This window comes from Methylomonas paludis, assembly GCF_018734325.1.
Classification (GTDB): domain Bacteria; phylum Pseudomonadota; class Gammaproteobacteria; order Methylococcales; family Methylomonadaceae; genus Methylomonas; species Methylomonas paludis.
On the sequence record NZ_CP073754.1, the window covers coordinates 2,918,429 to 2,939,822 of the forward strand.

At 46.6% G+C, this 21,394-nt stretch carries 18 protein-coding genes and 5 tRNA genes; 1 reads left to right on the forward strand and 22 read right to left on the reverse strand.

What is annotated here, in order from left to right; genetic code table 11:
- Positions 1-19: 19 nt before the first annotated feature.
- The 22 genes from rpsG to KEF85_RS13280 all read right to left on the reverse strand — a co-directional run bounded on the left by rpsG (position 20) and on the right by KEF85_RS13280 (position 19,986).
- Positions 20-490 carry a 30S ribosomal protein S7 gene (gene rpsG, locus KEF85_RS13175; RefSeq protein WP_215581298.1) on the reverse strand — a complete coding sequence of 157 codons (471 nt, stop codon included), beginning with the start codon at positions 488-490 and terminating at the stop codon, positions 20-22.
- A 13-nt stretch (positions 491-503) separates the two neighbouring features.
- On the reverse strand, positions 504-878 hold the full coding sequence (gene rpsL / locus KEF85_RS13180; RefSeq protein ID WP_013820393.1) for a 30S ribosomal protein S12: 375 nt from the start codon (positions 876-878) through the stop codon (positions 504-506).
- Positions 879-1,028: 150 nt separating this feature from the next.
- The gene (gene rpoC, locus KEF85_RS13185; protein ID WP_343222096.1) at positions 1,029-5,240 is read right to left on the reverse strand and encodes a DNA-directed RNA polymerase subunit beta'; all 4,212 of its coding nucleotides are present in this window, start codon (positions 5,238-5,240) and stop codon (positions 1,029-1,031) included.
- 61 nt (positions 5,241-5,301) lie between these two features.
- Positions 5,302-9,378, reverse strand: a complete 4,077-nt coding sequence (gene rpoB / locus KEF85_RS13190; protein WP_215581300.1) for a DNA-directed RNA polymerase subunit beta — start codon at positions 9,376-9,378, stop codon at positions 5,302-5,304.
- Between the two features lie 126 nt (positions 9,379-9,504).
- Positions 9,505-9,876 carry a 50S ribosomal protein L7/L12 gene (rplL, locus tag KEF85_RS13195; RefSeq protein WP_215581302.1) on the reverse strand — a complete coding sequence of 124 codons (372 nt, stop codon included), beginning with the start codon at positions 9,874-9,876 and terminating at the stop codon, positions 9,505-9,507.
- A 51-nt stretch (positions 9,877-9,927) separates the two neighbouring features.
- The gene (gene rplJ, locus KEF85_RS13200) at positions 9,928-10,422 is read right to left on the reverse strand and encodes a 50S ribosomal protein L10 (protein ID WP_215581304.1); all 495 of its coding nucleotides are present in this window, start codon (positions 10,420-10,422) and stop codon (positions 9,928-9,930) included.
- Between the two features lie 193 nt (positions 10,423-10,615).
- A complete protein-coding gene (gene rplA, locus KEF85_RS13205; protein ID WP_215581306.1) occupies positions 10,616-11,311 on the reverse strand; it encodes a 50S ribosomal protein L1 in 696 nt (231 codons plus the stop codon).
- Positions 11,311-11,742 (reverse strand): 50S ribosomal protein L11, encoded by a 432-nt coding sequence (gene rplK, locus KEF85_RS13210; RefSeq protein WP_215581308.1) that lies wholly within the window; start codon positions 11,740-11,742, stop codon positions 11,311-11,313. The genes rplA and rplK overlap by 1 nt, the downstream gene beginning before the upstream one ends.
- 100 nt (positions 11,743-11,842) lie before the next feature.
- On the reverse strand, positions 11,843-12,376 hold the full coding sequence (nusG, locus tag KEF85_RS13215) for a transcription termination/antitermination protein NusG (RefSeq protein ID WP_215581310.1): 534 nt from the start codon (positions 12,374-12,376) through the stop codon (positions 11,843-11,845).
- Positions 12,376-12,756, reverse strand: coding sequence for a preprotein translocase subunit SecE (secE, locus tag KEF85_RS13220; RefSeq protein WP_215581312.1), 381 nt, complete (start codon positions 12,754-12,756; stop codon positions 12,376-12,378). The genes nusG and secE overlap by 1 nt, the downstream gene beginning before the upstream one ends.
- Positions 12,757-12,792: 36 nt before the next feature.
- A tRNA-Trp gene (locus KEF85_RS13225) sits at positions 12,793-12,868 on the reverse strand.
- A 29-nt stretch (positions 12,869-12,897) separates the two neighbouring features.
- The gene (tuf, locus tag KEF85_RS13230) at positions 12,898-14,088 is read right to left on the reverse strand and encodes an elongation factor Tu (protein WP_215581314.1); all 1,191 of its coding nucleotides are present in this window, start codon (positions 14,086-14,088) and stop codon (positions 12,898-12,900) included.
- 35 nt (positions 14,089-14,123) lie between these two features.
- Positions 14,124-14,199: transfer RNA gene (locus tag KEF85_RS13235), tRNA-Thr, on the reverse strand.
- A 22-nt stretch (positions 14,200-14,221) separates the two neighbouring features.
- Positions 14,222-14,295: transfer RNA gene (locus KEF85_RS13240), tRNA-Gly, on the reverse strand.
- A gap of 19 nt (positions 14,296-14,314) precedes the next feature.
- A tRNA-Tyr gene (locus KEF85_RS13245) sits at positions 14,315-14,399 on the reverse strand.
- A gap of 130 nt (positions 14,400-14,529) precedes the next feature.
- Positions 14,530-15,096: an aminoacyl-tRNA hydrolase gene (gene pth / locus KEF85_RS13250; RefSeq protein WP_215581316.1), complete on the reverse strand. Its 567-nt coding sequence runs from the start codon at positions 15,094-15,096 to the stop codon at positions 14,530-14,532.
- A 16-nt stretch (positions 15,097-15,112) separates the two neighbouring features.
- Positions 15,113-15,706, reverse strand: a complete 594-nt coding sequence (locus KEF85_RS13255; protein ID WP_215581318.1) for a 50S ribosomal protein L25/general stress protein Ctc — start codon at positions 15,704-15,706, stop codon at positions 15,113-15,115.
- Between the two features lie 45 nt (positions 15,707-15,751).
- Positions 15,752-16,705 carry a ribose-phosphate diphosphokinase gene (locus KEF85_RS13260; protein WP_215581320.1) on the reverse strand — a complete coding sequence of 318 codons (954 nt, stop codon included), beginning with the start codon at positions 16,703-16,705 and terminating at the stop codon, positions 15,752-15,754.
- A gap of 35 nt (positions 16,706-16,740) precedes the next feature.
- Positions 16,741-16,815, reverse strand: a tRNA-Gln gene (locus KEF85_RS13265).
- Between the two features lie 14 nt (positions 16,816-16,829).
- On the reverse strand, positions 16,830-17,699 hold the full coding sequence (gene ispE, locus KEF85_RS13270) for a 4-(cytidine 5'-diphospho)-2-C-methyl-D-erythritol kinase (RefSeq protein ID WP_246534950.1): 870 nt from the start codon (positions 17,697-17,699) through the stop codon (positions 16,830-16,832).
- Positions 17,696-18,262 carry a lipoprotein insertase outer membrane protein LolB gene (gene lolB / locus KEF85_RS13275; protein WP_215581323.1) on the reverse strand — a complete coding sequence of 189 codons (567 nt, stop codon included), beginning with the start codon at positions 18,260-18,262 and terminating at the stop codon, positions 17,696-17,698. The genes ispE and lolB overlap by 4 nt, the downstream gene beginning before the upstream one ends.
- A complete protein-coding gene (locus KEF85_RS13280; protein ID WP_215581325.1) occupies positions 18,259-19,986 on the reverse strand; it encodes a tetratricopeptide repeat protein in 1,728 nt (575 codons plus the stop codon). The genes lolB and KEF85_RS13280 overlap by 4 nt, the downstream gene beginning before the upstream one ends.
- Positions 19,987-20,141: 155 nt before the next feature.
- Here KEF85_RS13280 and hemA point away from each other — a divergent pair, with 155 nt between their 5' ends.
- Complete coding sequence (hemA, locus tag KEF85_RS13285; protein WP_215581327.1) at positions 20,142-21,392, forward strand: glutamyl-tRNA reductase; 1,251 nt, start codon at positions 20,142-20,144, stop codon at positions 21,390-21,392.
- Positions 21,393-21,394: the final 2 nt, after the last annotated feature.

Here is a 21,394-nt window from a genome sequence, read left to right on the forward strand (position 1 = left end):
CTGCCAACCTTCTGATCGATTACCAACGATAATGTGCAAATGCTTTGTTAGCTTCAGCCATTCTATGGGTATCTTCACGTTTTTTAGCTGCTGCACCACGACCTTCAGAGGCATCAAGCAATTCACCAGCCAATTTAGCCGACATGGTTCTTTCATTACGTTTACGCGCCGCATCTATCAACCAGCGCATAGACAAAGCCTGTCTTCTGGCTGGACGTACTTCTACCGGCACCTGATAAGTAGCACCGCCAACCCGTCTGGATTTTACTTCCACACGTGGCTGAACGTTTTCCAGGGCTTTTGCCACCAATTCAAGCGACTCTTTATGCCCTTTGCTTTCGATGACATCCAAAGCACCGTATACGATCTTTTCCGCAACTGATTTTTTGCCGCTCTCCATGATCATATTCATGAATTTTGACAACATATCACTACCGAATCGCGGATCCGGATTGACTATTCTTTTTGCTGCTACTCTTCTTCTTGACATTTGTTACCAGCCTTTATTTCTTAGGTCTCTTAGCGCCATATTTGGAGCGCCCGCACTTTCTATCCTTGACACCCGAAGTATCAAGACTGCCGCGTACCACGTGATAGCGCACACCAGGTAGATCTTTAACCCGGCCACCTCTGATCAGAACCACAGAGTGCTCCTGAAGATTGTGACCTTCGCCACCAATGTAGCTACTGACTTCAGCCCCGTTGGTCAATCTTACCCTGGCTACCTTACGTAAAGCCGAGTTAGGTTTTTTCGGCGTAGTGGTATACACACGCGTACAAACACCTCGTCTTTGCGGACAGGCCTCCAACGCTGGAACATTGGTTTTTTCAATTTTTTTAGCACGAGGCTTACGGACCAACTGATTGATCGTGGCCATTCTTAACTACTCCGTTATGCAATTTGTAACAAACAAAATCAGCGCCTATACGGGCGCCGATCACTGCTGCCAGACCTAAATCTCTTGACTCATGTGAGCAGATCATCATACAACCACTGCCACACAAGGTCAAGAATTTTTTGTTTACTTCTACTCAATATTTAACGCTTGTTTCAAAGCTTCTTCAACATTGACGGTTTCAGCTGCCTGCGCAGCCGAATCGTTAACCGCCAAATTATCTGTGCCTCTTCTTTTCCGGCGCTGTTCGTGATACGCCAAACCGGTACCAGCAGGTATCAATCTACCGACAATCACATTCTCTTTCAAGCCATTCAGACCATCACTGATACCGCGTACCGCTGCGTCTGTGAGTACTCTGGTGGTTTCCTGGAAGGATGCCGCCGAGATAAAGGATTCGGTAGCCAGTGAGGCTTTGGTAATACCCAGCAAAATAGAATCATAGCTGGCTGGTATTTTGCCATCCTTTTCGGCCTGATCATTCACTGCATTCAATAGACTACGCTCTACTTGCTCACCTTTAACGAAGTCGGTTTCACCAGATGCAGTGATTTCGACTTTTCTCAGCATTTGCCGGATGATAGCTTCAATGTGCTTGTCATTGATTTTCACACCCTGCAAGCGGTAGACATCCTGAATTTCTTTAACCAGATAATCTGCCAGTTCTTCTATACCGCGTAACCTCAGGATATCGTGCGGCGTTAATTCACCTTCAGCAATGGTTTCACCTTTTTCCACAAACTCACCTTCGAATACGGTGATATGCCGCCATTTAGGAATTAGGGTCTCGTATTGCTCACCTTCTGAATCAGTAATAATGACGCGCTGTTTACCTTTGGTTTCTTTTCCGAAGGAGACAATACCAGTCGCTTCGGCCAATATAGCCGGATCTTTGGTTTTACGAGCCTCAAACAAATCCGCAACCCGTGGCAAACCACCGGTGATATCACGGGTTTTACTGGATTCCTGAGGAATCCTGGCCAGTACATCACCTACTTTTACCTCTCCACCGTCTTTGACACCTACGATAGCGCCGGCGGGTAAAAAGTATTGCGCCGGGATATCGGTACCAGGCAGATTGATTTGACCACCTTGTTCGTCTAGCAGACGTACCATAGGCCGCAATTCTTTACCTGCCGAGCTACGCTGTTTAGGATCGGTAACTACCCGCGAGGTCAAGCCAGTAACATCGTCAGATTGTTCCTGTACGGTAATACCATCCATAAAATCTATCAGCTGGATAAAGCCGTCCACCTCTGTAATAACTGGGTGAGTATGCGGATCCCAGTTAACGATGATTTGACCGGAAGTGATAACGCTACCGTCTTCGATAGACAATACTGCACCATAAGGAATTTTATAGCGCTCTCTCTCCCGACCATAATCATCCATGACCCCAACTTCACCAGAACGCGAGACCGCAACCAGATTGTTTTCCCGGTTTTTGACGGTTTTCAGGTTATTCAGTTTAACGGTACCGCCGGATTTAACCTGCACACTACTCACTGCCGCTGATCGAGATGCTGCCCCACCGATATGGAAGGTACGCATAGTCAGCTGGGTGCCGGGCTCACCAATGGATTGAGCCGCAACCACACCGACCGCTTCACCGATATTAACCAAATGACCACGACCCAAATCGCGTCCGTAACATTTACCGCAAACACCATGTCGGGATTCGCAGGTAATAACCGAACGCACCAACATTTTATCCACACCATAATCTTCCAGGATAGCCACCAGATTCTCATCTATCATGGTGCCAGCCGCAATTAATACGGTTTCGCCTGATGGATCGGTAACATCATGTGCCGCGACCCGACCTAATACCCGCTCGACCAAAGGTTCCACCACGTCGCCACCTTCGATAATCGGCGTCATGGTCAAGCCGTTTTGGGTGCCGCAATCTTCTTCGGCAATCACCAAATCTTGAGCAACGTCAACCAAGCGCCGGGTTAGATACCCAGAGTTAGCGGTTTTAAGTGCGGTATCAGCCAAACCTTTCCGAGCACCGTGAGTAGAAATAAAGTACTGAAGTACGTCCAGACCTTCACGGAAATTGGCGGTAATTGGGGTTTCAATAATGGAACCATCCGGTTTGGCCATCAAACCACGCATCCCAGCCAACTGCCGAATCTGAGCGGCAGAACCCCGCGCGCCTGATTCCGCCATCATAAAGATGGAGTTGAAGGATTTTTGTTTGACGGTATCACCTTTGGCATCGACAACTTCGTCTTCGCCCAGACCTTCCATCATCACTTTGGCAACTTGATCATTTGCCCGAGACCAGATATCCACTACTTTATTGTAGCGCTCACCATCGGTTACCAAACCTGAAGCGTATTGATTCTGGATTTCGTTAACTTCGGCATCTGCCGCCCGAATAATGTCGGCCTTTTTGGCTGGTATTTCCATATCTTCGATACCGAAAGACACACCGGAGCGGGTAGCATATTTAAAACCCATATACATAATCTGATCAGCCAGTATCACGGTTTCTTTGATACCCAGATAACGATAGCTGTAGTTAATCAGATTGGAGATATTTTTCTTGGTCATATCGACATTGACCAATTCATAAGGCATTCCATCGGGAACGATATCCCAAATCAGGGCACGCCCAACAGTGGTTTGCTTTCTACTGACTACAGAATCGAACTTGCCTTCGGCGTTTTTCAGTTTTTCGGTGATACGAACCTGAATTTTGGTCTGCAGCTCCACTGTTTTGCTGTCCAGCGCTTTCAAAATTTCAGAGGAATCAACAAATATACTGCCTTCACCTACCGCGTTAATTTTTTCCCGACTCATGTAGTACAAACCCAAAACCACGTCTTGGGACGGGTTGATAACGGGTTCTCCGTTAGCAGGCGACAGAATATTATTGGTCGCCATCATCAGGGTACGCGCTTCAAGCTGGGCTTCCACCGATAATGGAATATGCACAGCCATCTGGTCACCGTCAAAGTCGGCGTTAAACGCGCTACACACCAGTGGATGCAACTGAATGGCCTTACCTTCGATCAGGATGGGTTCAAATGCTTGAATGCCTAATCTGTGCAATGTTGGTGCACGATTCAGTAATACAGGATGTTCACGGATTACTTCTTCAAGAATATCCCAGACTTCAGCACCTTCGCGCTCCACCATTTTTTTGGCTGCTTTAATCGTAGTGGCCAGGCCACGCAACTGCAGTTTGCTGAAGATAAAAGGCTTGAACAACTCTAAAGCCATTTTTTTAGGCAAACCGCACTGATGCAACCGCAAGGTTGGACCAACCACGATAACAGACCGCCCGGAGTAATCCACCCGTTTACCTAACAGGTTTTGGCGGAAACGGCCTTGTTTGCCTTTAATCATATCCGCCAGAGATTTCAACGGCCTTCTGTTACTGCCGGTAATGGCGCGACCACGTCTGCCATTATCCAGCAATGCATCGACCGCTTCCTGCAGCATGCGTTTTTCATTACGCACGATGATATCCGGCGCATTCAAATCCAGCAACCTGGTCAAACGATTGTTTCGATTGATTACGCGGCGATACAAGTCGTTCAGGTCCGAAGTGGCAAAACGACCACCGTCCAGCGGTACCAGAGGCCGTAATTCAGGCGGCAATACCGGTAATACGGTCATAATCATCCATTCTGGACGATTATTCGAGGCCAGCAAAGAGTCAATGACTTTTAGTCGTTTCGACAGTTTTTTGATTTTGGTGTCGGAATTAGTGGAATTGATTTCTTCCCGCAGCTTGTTAATTTCATCTTTCAGGTCTATGGATTTCAGCAGATCATAAATCGCTTCCGCACCCATTTTTGCCACGAAATCGTCGCCGTGCTCTTCTACCGCATTCAAATACTCTTCGTCGCTGAGCAATTGACCTTTTTCCAACGGCGACATACCCGCATCAGTGACCACGAATGTTTCAAAGTACAGTACCCGTTCGATGGAGCGCAGGGTCATGTCCAGCAACAATGCAATTCTGGAGGGCAGCGATTTTAAAAACCAGATATGGGCAACCGGGCTGGCCAGATCAATATGACCCATTCTTTCCCGACGTACTTTTGATAATGTGACTTCCACACCACATTTTTCACAAATCACACCGCGATGTTTGAGACGCTTGTATTTACCGCACAAACATTCGTAATCGCTGATAGGGCCAAAAATTTTGGCGCAAAACAAGCCGTCCCGCTCTGGTTTAAAGGTGCGGTAGTTGATGGTTTCTGGTTTTTTAACTTCGCCATACGACCATGAACGTATCATGTCAGGAGAAGCCAAGCCTATACGGATGGTGTCAAAATCATCGGTACGACCTTGACGCTTAAGGAAATTCATTAAATCTTTCAAGAGCTTATCCTCTTTAAATGTTATCCGGTTTTATTCTGAATCAGTATCGTTCAGTCAGCAATCAATCTTCACGCATTTCGATATTGACCGCCAGCGAACGTATTTCTTTTACCAATACGTTGAAGGATTCCGGCATACCGGCTTCCATTGAATGATTACCGTCAACGATATTTTTATACATCCTGGTTCTGCCAGTCACGTCATCAGACTTAACCGTCAGCATTTCCTGCAAGGTGTAGGCTGCTCCGTATGCTTCCAAAGCCCAGACCTCCATCTCTCCGAAACGTTGACCACCAAACTGGGCTTTACCACCCAACGGCTGCTGAGTCACCAGACTGTATGGACCGGTTGACCGGGCATGCATTTTGTCATCCACCAAGTGATTCAGTTTCAACATATACATATAACCTACCGTAACTTTGCGTTCGAACGGTTCACCAGTCAAGCCGTCATACAGCACGGTTTGACCATGTTCCGGCAAATCAGCCAGTCTCAGCATGGTACGGATATCTTCTTCCGAGGCGCCATCAAATACCGGAGTGGCCATTGGTACACCACCAACCAGATTAACGGCTAATTCCACAATTTCTTTATCCGAGAACGATTGTAAATCTTCTTTTCTGCCGCTGCAGTTGTAGATCTGCTCCAGGAAGCCTCTGATTTCAGCAATTTTGGCCTGGGTTTCCAGCATTTTGCCGATCTTGATGCCCAGACCTTTGGCTGCCCAACCCAAATGAGTTTCCAACACCTGTCCAACGTTCATCCGCGATGGAACACCCAATGGGTTTAATAATATATCGACCGGGTTACCGTCTGCGGTATATGGCATGTCTTCAATCGGCACGATTTGGGAGATAACCCCTTTATTACCGTGTCGACCGGCCATTTTATCACCGGGCTGAATGCGCTTTTTCACAGCCAAATAAACTTTGACCATTTTTAATACACCCGGCGCCAAGTCGTCGCCCATGGTGATTTTTTTCTTTTTCTGTTCGAAACGTTCTTCAAACTCTTTGCGTTGCTGTTCAATTTGCTCGGCAACGGTTTCCAGGCGCAGATTGACATCTTCATCCTGAGTTTTGATTTTCAACAGTTCGCTGTTGGTCAGGGTATCCAGATAATCCAGCGCTATTTCTTCGCCTTTTTTCAGGTTTTGTGGACCTTTTTCAGCTTTTTTACCAACCAGCAAGGCTTTTACCCGGGCAAAGATATCGTGTTCGACAATTTTTAACTGGTCATCGAGATCCTGGCGGTAGCGTTTGATTTCCGCTTCTTCAATCTCCAAAGCACGCTTGTCTTTTTTGACGCCATCACGGGTAAACACTTGCACATCGATAACTGTACCGCGAACATTACCAGGTACCCGCAAGGAAGTGTCTTTCACATCAGCAGCTTTTTCCCCGAAAATGGCACGCAGCAGTTTTTCTTCCGGTGTCAATTGGGTTTCACCCTTAGGAGTAACCTTGCCGACCAGAATATCGCCGCCTTTTACTTCGGCACCTACATAAACAATACCGGACTCATCCAATTTGGATAAGGCTTCTTCGCTGACATTCGGAATATCAGCAGTAATTTCTTCTGGACTATGTTTGGTTTCGCGCGCCACACAGGTTTTTTCTTCGATATGAATGGTGGTAAAACGATCTTCTTTAACCACACGTTCCGACACCAGGATGGAGTCTTCGAAGTTGTAACCATTCCAGGGCATAAAGGCAATCAGCATATTCTGACCCAGCGCTAATTCACCCAAATCTGTGGATGGACCATCTGCCAGGATATCGCCTTTTGTGACGATATCGCCCAATTTCACCAGCGGTTTTTGGTTAATACAAGTGTTCTGGTTGGATCGGGTATATTTGATCAGATTATAAATATCCACACCGGGTACGCCGGCTACGGTTTCATCATCATTAACCCGTACCACGATACGCGCTGCATCGACGGCTTCAATCCGACCACCCCGAGTAGCTACTACAGTTACACCTGAGTCTTTGGCTACCACACGTTCCATACCAGTACCGACCAGCGGCTTTTCCGCGCGCAAGGTAGGAACGGCCTGACGTTGCATGTTGGAACCCATCAAGGCCCGGTTGGCGTCGTCATGCTCCAGGAACGGAATAATGGATGCTGCTACCGAAACGATCTGTTTTGATGACACATCCATATACTGTACTGTATCGGATGAAGCCAGGGTAAACTCGTCTTTATAACGACAAGATACTAAGCCCTCAACCAGTTTACCGTTTTCATCAACGGCCACACTGGCCTGAGCGATGACATATTCGCCTTCTTCAATCGCAGAAATATAATCAACCTGATCAGTCACTGTACCACTAACTACCCGGCGGTACGGGGTCTCCAGAAAACCGTATTCATTGGTTCTGGCGTAGACTGAAAGAGAGTTGATCAAACCGATGTTTGGTCCCTCAGGCGTTTCAATAGGACATACCCGACCATAGTGGGTGGTATGTACGTCGCGCACCTCAAAACCTGCTCGTTCTCTGGCTAAACCACCAGGACCCAGTGCCGAAACCCGGCGTTTGTGGGTAACTTGAGACAATGGGTTGTTCTGATCCATAAACTGGGAAAGCTGGCTGGAACCAAAAAACTCTTTTACGGCAGCAGAAACCGGTTTGGCATTGATAATTTCCTGCGGCATATAGCCCTCGGAATCCGCCAAGGTCAAACGCTCTCTAACAGCACGTTCAACTCTGACCAGACCGATGCGGAACTGGTTTTCTATCATTTCACCGACAGAGCGCACACGTCTGTTACCCAAATGATCGATATCATCGACTGTTCCATTGCCGTTTCTGATTTTAATCAGTTCTTTCAGCACATCAATGATGTCCGAATTGCTCAGGGTGCCGGTGCCTTCGATTTCTTCCCGACCCAAGCGGCGGTTAAATTTCATCCGCCCAACGGCAGACAAGTCATAGCGCTCATCGGTAAAAAACAGGTTTTCAAACAGATTTTCGGCTGATTCTGCAGTGGGTGGCTCACCGGGACGCATCATCCGATAAATTTCAACCAACGCTTCCATCCGGTTGGTTGTGGCGTCCAGGCGCATGGAGTTGGATATATAAGGGCCACGATCCAAGTCATTGACGTACAATGTATTGACTTCTTCAATACCGGCATCAATTAATTTTTGCAGCAGATTATCGGTCAATTCGTCATTAACATTGGCCAATAATTCGCCTGTACTTTGATCAATGACATTGTGGCCGAGAATTTTGCCATACAGATAATCGCGCGGCACTTCAATTACGTTGACACCAGCTTTTTCCAGCTGGCGCACGTGTTTGGCGGTAATCCGCCGACCTTCTTCGATCAGGACTTTTCCTTCGTGTTTGATATCAAACACGGCCATTTCGCCGCGCAAACGCTCAGGCACCACCTGGAACATGAATTTGTCGCTGCTCAACAGAAACTTGTTGGTTTCAAAGAAGATGTTGATCATCGCTTCGTTATCATAGCCCAGGGCACGAAGCAGGATGGTGGCCGGTATTTTACGGCGTCTGTCTATCCGCACATATACGGCATCTTTATGATCGAATTCAAAGTCCAGCCATGAGCCGCGATAGGGGATGACCCTGGCGTTGAATAATAATTTTCCAGAGGAGTGAGTTTTGCCTTTATCATGGTCGAAAAACACACCCGGGGAACGGTGTAACTGCGAAACAATCACGCGCTCAGTGCCATTGATGACGAAAGTACCATTTTCGGTCATTAACGGTAGTTCACCCATGTAAACTTCCTGTTCACGAATATCTTTGACTACCTTGGTGCTGGCCGGCGCATCTTTATCATAGATGACCAGGCGCACTAAAACTCTTAGTGGTGCCGAGAAAGTAGCACCACGCTGCTGACACTCTCTTACGTCGAATGCAGGTTCGCCCAGACGATATTTGACATATTCCAGTACCGCATATCCGGAGTGACTTACTACCGGAAATACACTTGAAAATGCGGCATGCAAACCTTGATTACGTCTTTTCTCCGGCTCTATGCCGGATTGCAAAAAGTTTGCATACGAATCGATTTGCGTTGCCAAAAGATAGGGAACTTCAAGTACTTCAGTACCTTTTCCAAAATTATTACGGATACGTTTTTTTTCGGTAAAAGAATAGGTCATATTGCTTCTATACCTTCTTCGTCAGAGATTATTTACTACTGTCTGTTTTACAAACAGCAAAAGGCCGACGACAGAATGCCGCCAGCCCAGTTTGGTAGGCTTATGCCTGAATTACTATCAAAGTAATTATTTGATTTCAGCTGTAGCGCCCGCAGCTTCCAGCTCTTTTTTAGCCGCTTCAGCTTCAGTTTTGCTGACAGCTTCTTTAACAGTAGTTGGCGCACCTTCTACAGCGTCTTTAGCTTCTTTCAAGCCTAAGCCTGTTAAGCCGCGAACTGCTTTAATAACTGATACTTTGTTTTCACCGAAGCTGGTCAGAATGACATCAAATTCAGTTTGCTCTTCAACCACTGCCGCAGCAGCAGCTGGTGCAGCAACCGCAACAGCAGCTGCAGCAGAAACACCAAATTTTTCTTCAAACGCTGAAATTAAATCAACGATTTCCAATACAGTCATGTTAGCGACTGCTTCTAAAATATCTTCTTGCGAAATTGCCATTATGAATTTCCTCTAAAATTTATATGAGTTATTTAACTGTAACCAAGTGAATTATGCAGCTTGCTTTTGCTCTCTGACTTCAGCCAGAGTGCGTGCCAATTTCTCAACAGGAGCCAGGATGACTGACATCAGCATGCTGATGCCTTGATCGCGAGTCGGCAATCTTGCCAAGCGCTCAAGTTCAGAACCATCAAAGGCCTGTCCGCCGATTGCCACAACTTTGGCAACCAGTTTGTTATTGGTTTTGGCAAAATCGCTAATAAGTCTGGCAGCGCTACCTGGATCTTCTAATGAAAACGCCAGAATTAACGGCCCGACCAGCCCAGCTTGCATACATTCAAACTCTGTTCCAGCAACAGCGCGTCTTGCCAGCGTATTTTTTACTACGCGTAAGTAAACGCCTGTTTCTCTCGCAGTTTTACGCAGCAACGTCAATTGAGTTACTGTTAAACCACGATACTCAGCGGCTACTGCTGAATGGGCTTTAGCGGCGAATTCAGCAACTTCTTCTACGACAACTTTTTTGCTATCTAAATTGAGTGCCATTTCTACCTCCGGTACTTTACCAACTTGCGTCGGCAGCTATAAAACGCATCTTTGCAGATGCCCCTTACGGTCCCTATCACCAGCTTTGCGGCTCCAGCTTCCGTCTGCGTAGGATTATTAAGCCTGAGGCCCCTACGGTCTTTGACGGCTGCCGTTTACACGGCAACCCAAAGTCTTACGATTTGATTTGGTATTAAATATCAATACTGGTTTGATCTAACCACAGCCCTGGCCCCATAGTCGAAGACAAGGAGATTTTTTTCAGGTAGATGCCTTTGGCTGCGGTTGGTTTGGCTTTTTTCAAATCTGCAATTAAAAATTCCAGGTTTTGTTTTAGCGACAGTTCATCAAATGAAACTTTACCGATGGTGCAATGGATAATGCCGGATTTATCGGTACGGTATCTGACCTGACCGGATTTGGCATTTTTCACTGCAGTTGCCACATCAGCGGTCACAGTGCCGACTTTTGGATTAGGCATCAGGCCTCTAGGACCCAAGATTTGACCTAATTGACCAACCACGCGCATAGCATCCGGTGAGGCAATCACGACATCAAAATTCAGCTCGCCTCTTTTAACCTGTTCAGCCAGATCATCCATACCGACGATATCTGCACCGGCTTCACGCGCGGCATCAGCATTTGGGCCCTGGGTAAATACAGCCACACGCACGGTTTTACCGGTACCGTTTGGCAATACTGAAGCACCACGAACATTTTGATCGGATTTTCTAGGATCAACACCCAAGTTAACACTGACATCAACTGATTCATCAAATTTGCTGTTTGCAAATTCTTTTAACAGTCCAACAGCTTCAGAAACACTGTATTGCTTGCTTCTGACTACTTTTTCTTTGATAGCCTTAGCTCGTTTACTGATTTTAGCCATTACACGCCCTCCACGTTCAAACCCATGCTGCGAGCGCTTCCCGCAATAATTTTTATCGCTGCTTCCAAGTCTGCAGCATTCAAATCTTCCATTTTAGTTTTGGCAATTTCTTCCAATTGGGCGCGAGTGACCGTACCAACTTTAGTGGTGTTCGGTTTGCTGCTGCCACTTTTGATACCAACAGCTTTTTTCAGCAATACGGTAGCAGGTGGTGTTTTAGTGATGAAGGTAAAGCTTTTATCACTATAAACGGTGATTACAACTGGTAATGGTAAGCCTTTTTCTACTTCTACAGTTCTGGCATTGAACGCTTTGCAGAACTCCATGATATTGACGCCGCGCTGACCCAACGCTGGGCCAATTGGTGGACTTGGATTTGCCTCACCGGCTTTTACCTGTAACTTGATATATGAATCAATCTTTTTTGCCATTTTATGCTCCCAACGGGTACAAACGCTTTTCAGCTCCCCAACAAACAAAAATCCCCGCCAGTGGAATAGCAGGGATTCGTAAACCGCTTCAGAAAATTAATTAGACTTTTTCTACCTGGCCAAACTCAAGCTCGACAGGAGTAGAACGACCGAAAATAAGTACCGACACGCGCAGACGACTTTTTTCGTAATTAACTTCTTCTATGTTGCCATTGAAATCTTTGAATGGACCGTCGATAATTCTGACCACTTCGCCAACTTCAAACAATACTTTTGGCCTAGGCTTATTAACGCCTTCTTCAACTCGACTCAGGATAGCCATGGCTTCCTTTTCGGTAATCGGCGACGGTTTATCGGATGCACCACCGATAAAACCTAATACTCTAGGCACATTTCTGACTAAATGCCATGTTATGTCATTCAATTCCATTTGCACCAGAACATAGCCTGGAAAAAATTTTCTTTCACTTTTGCGCTGCTGACCCATGCGCATTTCAACTACTTCTTCAGTCGGCACCAAGATTTTGCCGAAATATTCCTGCAAACCATCACGAACTATGCGCTCTTCCAAGGCCTGCTTAACTTTATTTTCGAAGTTGGAATAGGCATGTACCACATACCATTGCAGGGCCATTATTTTACTCCTTGGTTCATCAACAGCTGAATTCCCCAAAACAAGAACATGTCGAGTAACCAAAGCACCAATCCAACAATAAACACCATTGCAATAACCAGCAAGGTTGTACGGACTGCTTCATCACGTGTGGGCCATACGATCCTGGCAAACTCTTGCTTAGATTCCAGTATAAACCCCCAAACGCTACGGCCTTTGGCAGTTCTAAAACTGACAGCAACGGCTGCGCCGACTATTGCCAGCAGCAACAGCACTCTATATAACAATTGCAAGTCGGAGAAATAATAAAACCCTACGACACCGGCTACCACAAATATTGGCGATAGAACCAGCTTTACAATGTCAACTACTGATGTGACTTCTTCTGCCTGTGCATTCATTTAATTAACTTGTAAAAATATCTAACATTTTCTGAGTGGCAGGCCAGGAGGGACTCGAACCCCCAACTTGCGGTTTTGGAGACCGCTGCTCTACCAATTGAACTACTGACCTATTCAGAAACCTGCTTTTATTGCTCTGTATTATGCGATGATGGAAGCAACTACACCAGCACCAACGGTACGGCCACCTTCACGGATGGCAAAACGCAAACCATCTTCCATCGCAATGGGAGAAATCAGTTTGACGATTACCGAGATATTATCGCCAGGCATAACCATTTCCACACCTTCGGGCAAATCCACAGCTCCGGTTACGTCGGTCGTTCTAAAGTAGAACTGTGGACGGTAGCCGTTGAAGAATGGCGTATGACGACCACCCTCTTCTTTGGATAATACGTAAATTTCGGCATTGAAATGTGCGTGTGGTTTGATGCTGTTAACGTGAGCCAATACTTGACCACGTTCAACGTCATCACGTTTGGTGCCGCGTAACAGTACACCTACGTTATCGCCTGCCTGACCTTGATCCAGCAGTTTGCGGAACATTTCCACACCGGTGCAAGTGGTTTTAACGGTTGGTTTAATGCCAACGATTTCGACCTCTTCACCTACTTTAATAATGCCACGCTCAACACGTCCGGTTACGACAGTACCACGACCGGAAATGGAGAAAACGTCTTCGATAGGCATCAGGAATTTACCGTCGATTGCCCGCTCTGGCTCTGGAATATAGCTGTCTAATGCTTCTACCAGTCTGACCACTGAAGGTACGCCGATTTCACTGGTGTCGCCTTCCAGGGCTTTCAGGGCTGAACCCACGATGATCGGGGTGTCGTCGCCTGGGAATTCGTATTGGTTTAACAGTTCGCGAATTTCCATTTCAACCAGTTCGATCAATTCAGCATCGTCGACCATGTCGGCTTTGTTCAGGAATACCACGATATAAGGTACGCCAACCTGTCTTGACAACAGGATATGCTCACGGGTTTGTGGCATTGGGCCATCCGCTGCAGAGCAAACCAGAATCGCACCATCCATTTGCGCCGCACCAGTGATCATGTTTTTAACATAGTCAGCATGGCCTGGGCAGTCTACGTGAGCGTAGTGGCGTTTGGCTGATTCGTATTCTACGTGCGAGGTCGAAATAGTAATACCGCGCGCACGCTCTTCTGGCGCATTGTCGATTTGATCGAAAGCTTTTACTTCGCCGCCTTGCAGCTCGGCCATTACTTTGGTCAATGCCGCTGTTAATGTGGTCTTACCGTGGTCAACGTGACCAATGGTTCCTACGTTAACGTGCGGTTTTTTTCTTTCAAACTTTTCTTTTGCCATTACGAAAACACCCTACAACAGAAACAATCAAAAACTGGAGCTCATAACCGGATTTGAACCGGTGACCTCTTCCTTACCAAGGAAGTGCTCTACCTACTGAGCTATATGAGCATCTTAAACTTTAATCAAGAGATGGAGCGGGTGATGGGAATCGAACCCACGCAATCAGCTTGGAAGGCTGGAGTTCTACCATTGAACTACACCCGCAGATCCAATTCAAATAAGATGGTGGAGGGGGGAGGATTCGAACCTCCGAAGGTAGAACCGGCAGATTTACAGTCTGATCCCTTTGGCCGCTCGGGAACCCCTCCTTCATTTAATCAATAAATTATGCCTATGTTCTTATCCTAGGTCAAGTCTATTTTTTTTATTTTTGTATATTTTCTTACTTAATCCACTCGGCAAGGCCAGCCAAAACGCAAACATTCAGCCTTGGACCGGCTAAACTTGCGCCAGTTGATTAAATTCTACCAACTTGGCTGCCAATAATTCATCCATATGAGCCAAACCAAAACGAACCGCATTTTCCAACTGAATAAGACCATCCTGGCTGGGCTTTGACAATACATAGTCAGCTATATTCGCCCCGGTTTGCGGACGACCTATACCAATGCGTAAGCGGTAAAAATCCCGACTATCAATGTTGGCAATGATGTCACGCAATCCGTTGTGCCCGGCATGACCACCGTCCCGCTTTAATTTGCAGACACCTTCGGCCAACTCCAACTCATCATGCACAACCAGCATCTGTTCCGGCTTAATCTTGTAGTAGCGCAACAATTTACCTACTGCACCACCACTTTTATTCATAAAAGTCTGCGGCTTTAATAAAATCAACTGCTGCCCAGCAATAACACAACTGGCAACTTCACCCTGAAACTGTGACACCGTCGACCAGCCAGCCCGATACGTAAAACCCAGCTCATCCAAAAAAATAAACCCGACGTTATGCCGGGTTTTTTCATATTGATGACCTGGATTACCCAGGCCAACGACTAGCTTTATCATTTAAGACCAGTTTTGCCTAGGCTTCGTCAGACGCTCTGGCTTTAACAATTTGCACAACAGGGTGATCATGCTCAGCACCGTGCTGTAAGGCCAAAATCTCAACACCGTGCGGCAACACCAAATCGGACAAATGAATGGTAGCACCAGCATCAACTGCCGCCAAGTCCACTTCAATATATTCCGGTAGAGCAGTAGGCAGACACAAAACCTCTACATCAACCAACAAATGAGTAACAACACCACCCTTTTTTACACCAACCGATGTCGCTTCATTGATGAAATGCAAAGGTACATGCACTTTTAATTTATGGGTATTATCAACCCTCAAAAAGTCGATATGCAGGATTTGCGGTCTAGCTGGATGACGCTGAATATGCTTGAGCACCGCTTTTTCAGTTCTGTCACCGATTTTCAGATCCAGCACGTGCGAATAAACCGCCTCATGAGCCAGATGCTTGACTACTTCATTGTGATCCAGCACCAAATTTTCCGGCTGCTTTTCACCACCATAGATTACCGCAGGCACTTTGCCTTGACGACGCTCAGCTCTCGCCGCAATACTACCTAAACCACTGCGGGCTTCCGCAACAAATTCAAAAACGTTAGCCATTTTATCTCCACAAGCCTGTTATACAAGCACTACTTAATTGTTTATCTAATCAACGTAAAGCGAGCTAACAGACTCGCCGACTGCTATGCGTCGTATGGTTTCCGCCAGTATTTCCGCCACGCTTAACTGCCTAATCTTACCTATTGCCAACGCCTCTTCCGTCAACGGAATGGTATCGGTTACTACCAATTCATCCAGCACCGAATTCCTGACATTAGATAATGCCGAGCCAGACAAAACCGGGTGGGTACAATAAGCCACCACCTTACTGGCACCATGCTTTTTTAAAGCCTCAGCGGCGTGACACAAAGTACCAGCAGTGTCGACCAGATCATCGACCATAACACAGGTTCTGCTTTCTACATCACCTATGATATGCATAATTTCCGATACATTTGCCCTAGGCCGGCGTTTGTCTATAATCGCCAAATCAGCATCATCAAGACGCTTGGCCAAGGCCCTGGCACGTACTACACCACCCACATCCGGCGAAACCACGATTAAATTTTCGTACTCTTGCCGCCAGACATCACCAAGTAAAATTGGAGACGCATATACATTGTCGACCGGAATCCCAAAAAAACCCTGAATCTGGTCGGCGTGCAAATCAACTGTCAGCGCCCTGTCTGCACCGGCATTACCTATCATATCAGCAACCAATCGGGCTGTTATAGGTACCCGAGCTGACCGGGAGCGTCTATCTTGACGCGCATAACCATAATACGGAATAACGGCAGTTATTCTTGCGGCTGACGCCCGTCTCATCGCATCTATCATCACCAGCAATTCCATCAAATTTTCATTTGTTGGCGTGCAGGTGGGCTGAACGATAAAAACATCGCGGCCACGCACATTTTCTTCTATCTCGACATAAATCTCGCCGTCACTAAACCGCCCAACTGTCGCCATGCCGAGACGCATATTGAGCTTCCTCACAATACCTTCGGACAACGCTCTATTGGCATTACCCGTAAATACCATTATCGAGGCCTCACGCATTCAAGACTCCCAGGGATTTGATCGTATGGAGATTATGGCTGGGCTGCTAGGATTCGAACCTAGGTATGCGAGGATCAAAACCTCGTGCCTTACCGCTTGGCGACAGCCCAATTAACTGATTGACTTATTCCCTGTCTAATTTCTTGTACAGTGGCGACTGGTTTTGACCTCTAGCCAAATACACAACCCACTCACTTTGCAGCGCTGCATAAGCAGCGCGCGCAGCATTTTCATCAACAAATACTGCAAACACACAAGCGCCTGTCCCTGTCAATCTGGCCTCGCCAAACTCTGACAAAGCCCTAATGGCGTTTTTAACTTCCGGATACATACTGGTAACAATTGCCGTGCAATCGTTACTGTAATCCCCTGCGATAAAGTCGATCATTTTGATGGATGCACTGTTTCTTGTCAAGCCTTCTGCTAAAAAAATCTGCCTTGTATTGACATGACAATCTGGCTTTATGATCAATAACCAGTACTCAGGCAAGGTAATAGCTTGTAATTCCTCACCTACTCCCTCACCCCAGGCCGAATGGCCGAATACAAATATCGGCACATCTGCACCCAATTGCAAACCTAATTGCATGAGCTGTTGCTGGCTCAGACGCAAATCCCAAAGCCGATTCAAAACCACCAAAGTAGTTGCCGCATCAGAACTACCTCCACCCAAACCGCCGCCCATCGGCAGATTTTTTTCCAGCTCTATCCTGACACCACCCGCGTAGCCAGTATGCTGCTTGAGCAATTTAGCCGCACGCACCGTCAATTCATCCGTCTCGGCAACACCTGGGATCTGTTCTTGTAAACAGACTTTATCCTCAGATAATGGATGGAATGTCAGCCAGTCGCACAAGTCAATGATTTGAAATACAGTCTGCAACAAATGGTAACCGTCAGCACGCCGACCGGTTATTTTCAACATCAAATTCAATTTGGCTGGCGCCGGCCATTTTTCGCGCCATCCCGCTATCGCTGCCGGGTTTTCGGTCACGTTAGACTCCATTGATCCACAATTAATTTCACTCGATTATGCTCATCCTGCACAGTGATTTTTTTGGGCAACACCAAGTCGCCTACCGACTGCAACTCGATAAACCTGATCTGCCAACCGGATTGCACAAAACCATTATCAAGAGCAAGATAAGACTGCTGTGGGTCTGTGAGCCCCAGCACCCAATATTTCAAGGCCGTCACCGGAATTTTGATATCCAGCTGTGCATTGATGACACTATCCGCATCACCCTGATAGTGGCGTACCTGATCGCCATTATCTATCGCCACGCTGCCTGGCGTGACACTGATCAAAACCTTACCCTGAGCCAAAGGCCCACTCAGTTCAATCTCATCCTCACTAGATTGGTGCTTCCAATTGATGCTGGCTGAAAAAGCATCTTTATCAGCAACCACAGCCAATCGCCCCTGAAAAGACCAGTTTGCAGGGGATTGCTGGTTGCGCATTTGCACTATTTGACTGATATCGGTCGATTTATCAGGTGTCAGAGCGCAACCATGCAGCAGCAAACAAGCTGCCAAAATCCAAACCCAACGCTTCATTTTGGCTCGGCTGTTAAATAGCGCTTTTTAAATGATTGCAGATATTCGTCATCAGGAGATTTTTTATAAGCACTGTCGAAGACATCTTTCGCTTCCTTGGTATTACCCATCACCCACAGCACTTCGGCGACATGCGCGGCAATTTCATTCTCGGGGGATTTCGCATAAGCTTTTTTCAAATATTCCAGCGCCAGTTGCTGATTACCCAATTTGAACTGCAACCAACCATAACTATCGATAATCACTGCTTCATCAGGCTGCAATTTCAAAGCTTGTTCAAGATAACCCTGCGCTTCGGCATATCGCTGAGTTTTATCCGTCAGGGTATAACCCAGAGCATTCAAAGCAGCAATATCTTCAGGATTTTTATGCAAAATCCGATGTAAATCTGCTTCCAGAATATCCAATCTGTCCAAGCGCTCGGCAATCAGCGCCCGGGCATACAGCACATCCCTATTGTCCGGCACATCTTTAATCACCACATTTAAGGTATCAAACGCTTCCTGAAATTTGCCCTGCTGGTTTAGCAGCTCAGATTTAATCATTAAAGTTTTAAGTTTCTGCTCGGGAAATCTATGCTCTGCCTTACCCACCCTGCGTTCTGCCTCAGCAAAGCGTTTCTGATTAATTAATAATGAAATTGCGGCAATATCGGCATCATAAGCATAATTACCATCACTTACTCGATCATACCAACTCAAGGCCTTCTCAACATGACGCCTCTGAGCCTCGATTTTACCCAAAAAGAAACTCGCCTGCCCTTCCCAATCTGGATTATTCAGCAATTTTTCCAGCTGGTTCTCGGCTTTATCCAACTGATTTTGCTGGATATAGATCATCGCCAAAGAAAATAAACTATCACCATCATCCGGTTTTTCATCGAGAACATTCTGACATAAGCGCACAGCATCATCATAAGCACCTGTACTAATCATCACTTCGATCAACATTTTTCTAAGCTGAACATCGCCTGGGGCTTGTTTGACGGCTTTTTCCAGATACTGACGGGCTTTGACCAAATCACCGTTTCTACCGGCCAGTTGGGCCTGAAAAATAATGGCTTTATTCCAATCAGGCTGCAGTTTAAGCACATAATCAATTTTTTGCTGCGCTAATTCCTGATTCGGCAAGGTTCCTGCCAATACCGCTTGCACAAAAAACACTTCTCCCTGTAAAGGCTGCTGCTGAGCCAACTCCTCTAGGGCATCGTAAGTAAATTGGAGCCGGCCTTCTTTTTCAAACAACTTAACCATTTCCAGCAAACTGGCTTCAAAACCGGCTGGATCTTCGCGTAGCATGACACTCAAGTCTTCCACGGCACCTTTATGGTCTAGATTTTTTATAGCCAACAATAAAGCAAATTTTCTGGCGCTAAGATTTTTCGCATCTTTACTCAACCAAACCTTCAAAGCTTCCTGGGTACGCTTTTCATCTTTCAGGTATAAACCTATTTTAACTGCACGTTCCGCTATGCGCGGGTCATCAACCCGCTTCGCCGCTTGCAGATAGGCATCAAAAGCCACTGCATATTGATTGCGCTGTCCGGCTAGCTCGGCAGCCATCAGCAAATACAGTACCTCTTCATCAATTACCGGATTACGCTGCAAATTCTGGTCAAGTAATTCTTCCTGTACCAGCTCATTTTCACCTTCTGGTGACTTTTCCGGTGATGTTGCACACCCAGTCAGACAAAAAAGTATTAAGATGTTTATCCATTTATTCATGCAAGCCAACGACCCGATTTAAAAATTGTCTGCATAGATTATCAGAAAACACCAGTTATTTAAGACTGTATTTAAGACTGCCTTTGAATGTATTTGGATAAAAACCGCCGATTCCTTAAAATGACCTACTTTTATTGCGCTCTTGTTTTAAACTAATGACTCTGCTTGCCGTAGGTATCAATTACACCACTGCGCCAGTCGCAATACGCGAACGCCTGGCTTTTCCTGCAGAAATTCTTGACAACACCTTAAAAAACTTATGGAAAGTTAACGAAATTAGTGAAGCGGCCATTCTTTCCACCTGTAATCGCACCGAATTCTATTACCAGTCCGATAACGAAGACCATGCAGCCCTGATCGACTGGTTGGCCGACACCAAACACATCCGCCCCGCCGAATTTACGCCTTATCTATACAGCTTTAAAGACAGCCAGTCCATCCGCCACATGTTTCGGGTAGCCTGCGGCCTGGACTCCATGATTCTGGGTGAACCGCAAATTCTAGGGCAGATGAAAACCGCTTATCACGCCGCCTATCAGGCCGGCACATTGGGCCGCAATCTCAGCAAACTGTTTCAACACACCTTCTCGGCAGCCAAAAAAGTTCGTACCGATACCGCCATCGGCTCCAGCCCGGTATCAGTGGCATTTGCCGCAGTGCAACTGGCGCAACAGATTTTCGACAAACTCAGCGAACAAACCGCCTTACTGATCGGTGCCGGCGAAACCATAGAACTGACCGCCCGGCATTTATATCAGCACGGCATAGGCCGAATTATCATTGCCAACCGGACTTACGATAAAGCCCATGCTCTTGCAACTCAGTTTAACGGGTTTGCCATAGCACTTTCCGAGCTGCCGAATCATTTGGCAGAAGCCGATATTGTGGTGTCCTCCACTGCCAGCCAGTTGCCGATATTAGGTAAAGGCCGAGTGGAAAGCGCTATTAAAAAACGCAAACACAAACCCATGTTCATGGTGGATCTGGCCGTGCCGCGCGACATAGAAGCCGAGGTTGAACAGCTTAGCGATGTGTATCTGTATACTGTCGATGACTTACAGAATACCGTAAATCGTAATATGGATTCGCGCCGCCGCGCCGCCGAACAAGCCGAGGAAATCATCGACGCCCAAGTGGAGCATTTTTTAATCTGGCTGCGATCCCAGGGCGCCCAGCAAACCATCCGTGATTATCGCAGCCAGGCCGAACGGGCTCGTGATGAATCGCTGCAAAAAGCCATTGCTCAACTCAACAACGGCACTGATGCCGAACAAGTGTTACAGCGCCTGGCGCATACCCTGACCAATAAATTAATCCATACCCCCTGCGTGCAATTACGCGATGCCAGCGCCAACGAGCGCCATGATTTAATCGCCGCTTCGCGGGAAATTTTTAAGTTAAAATAACG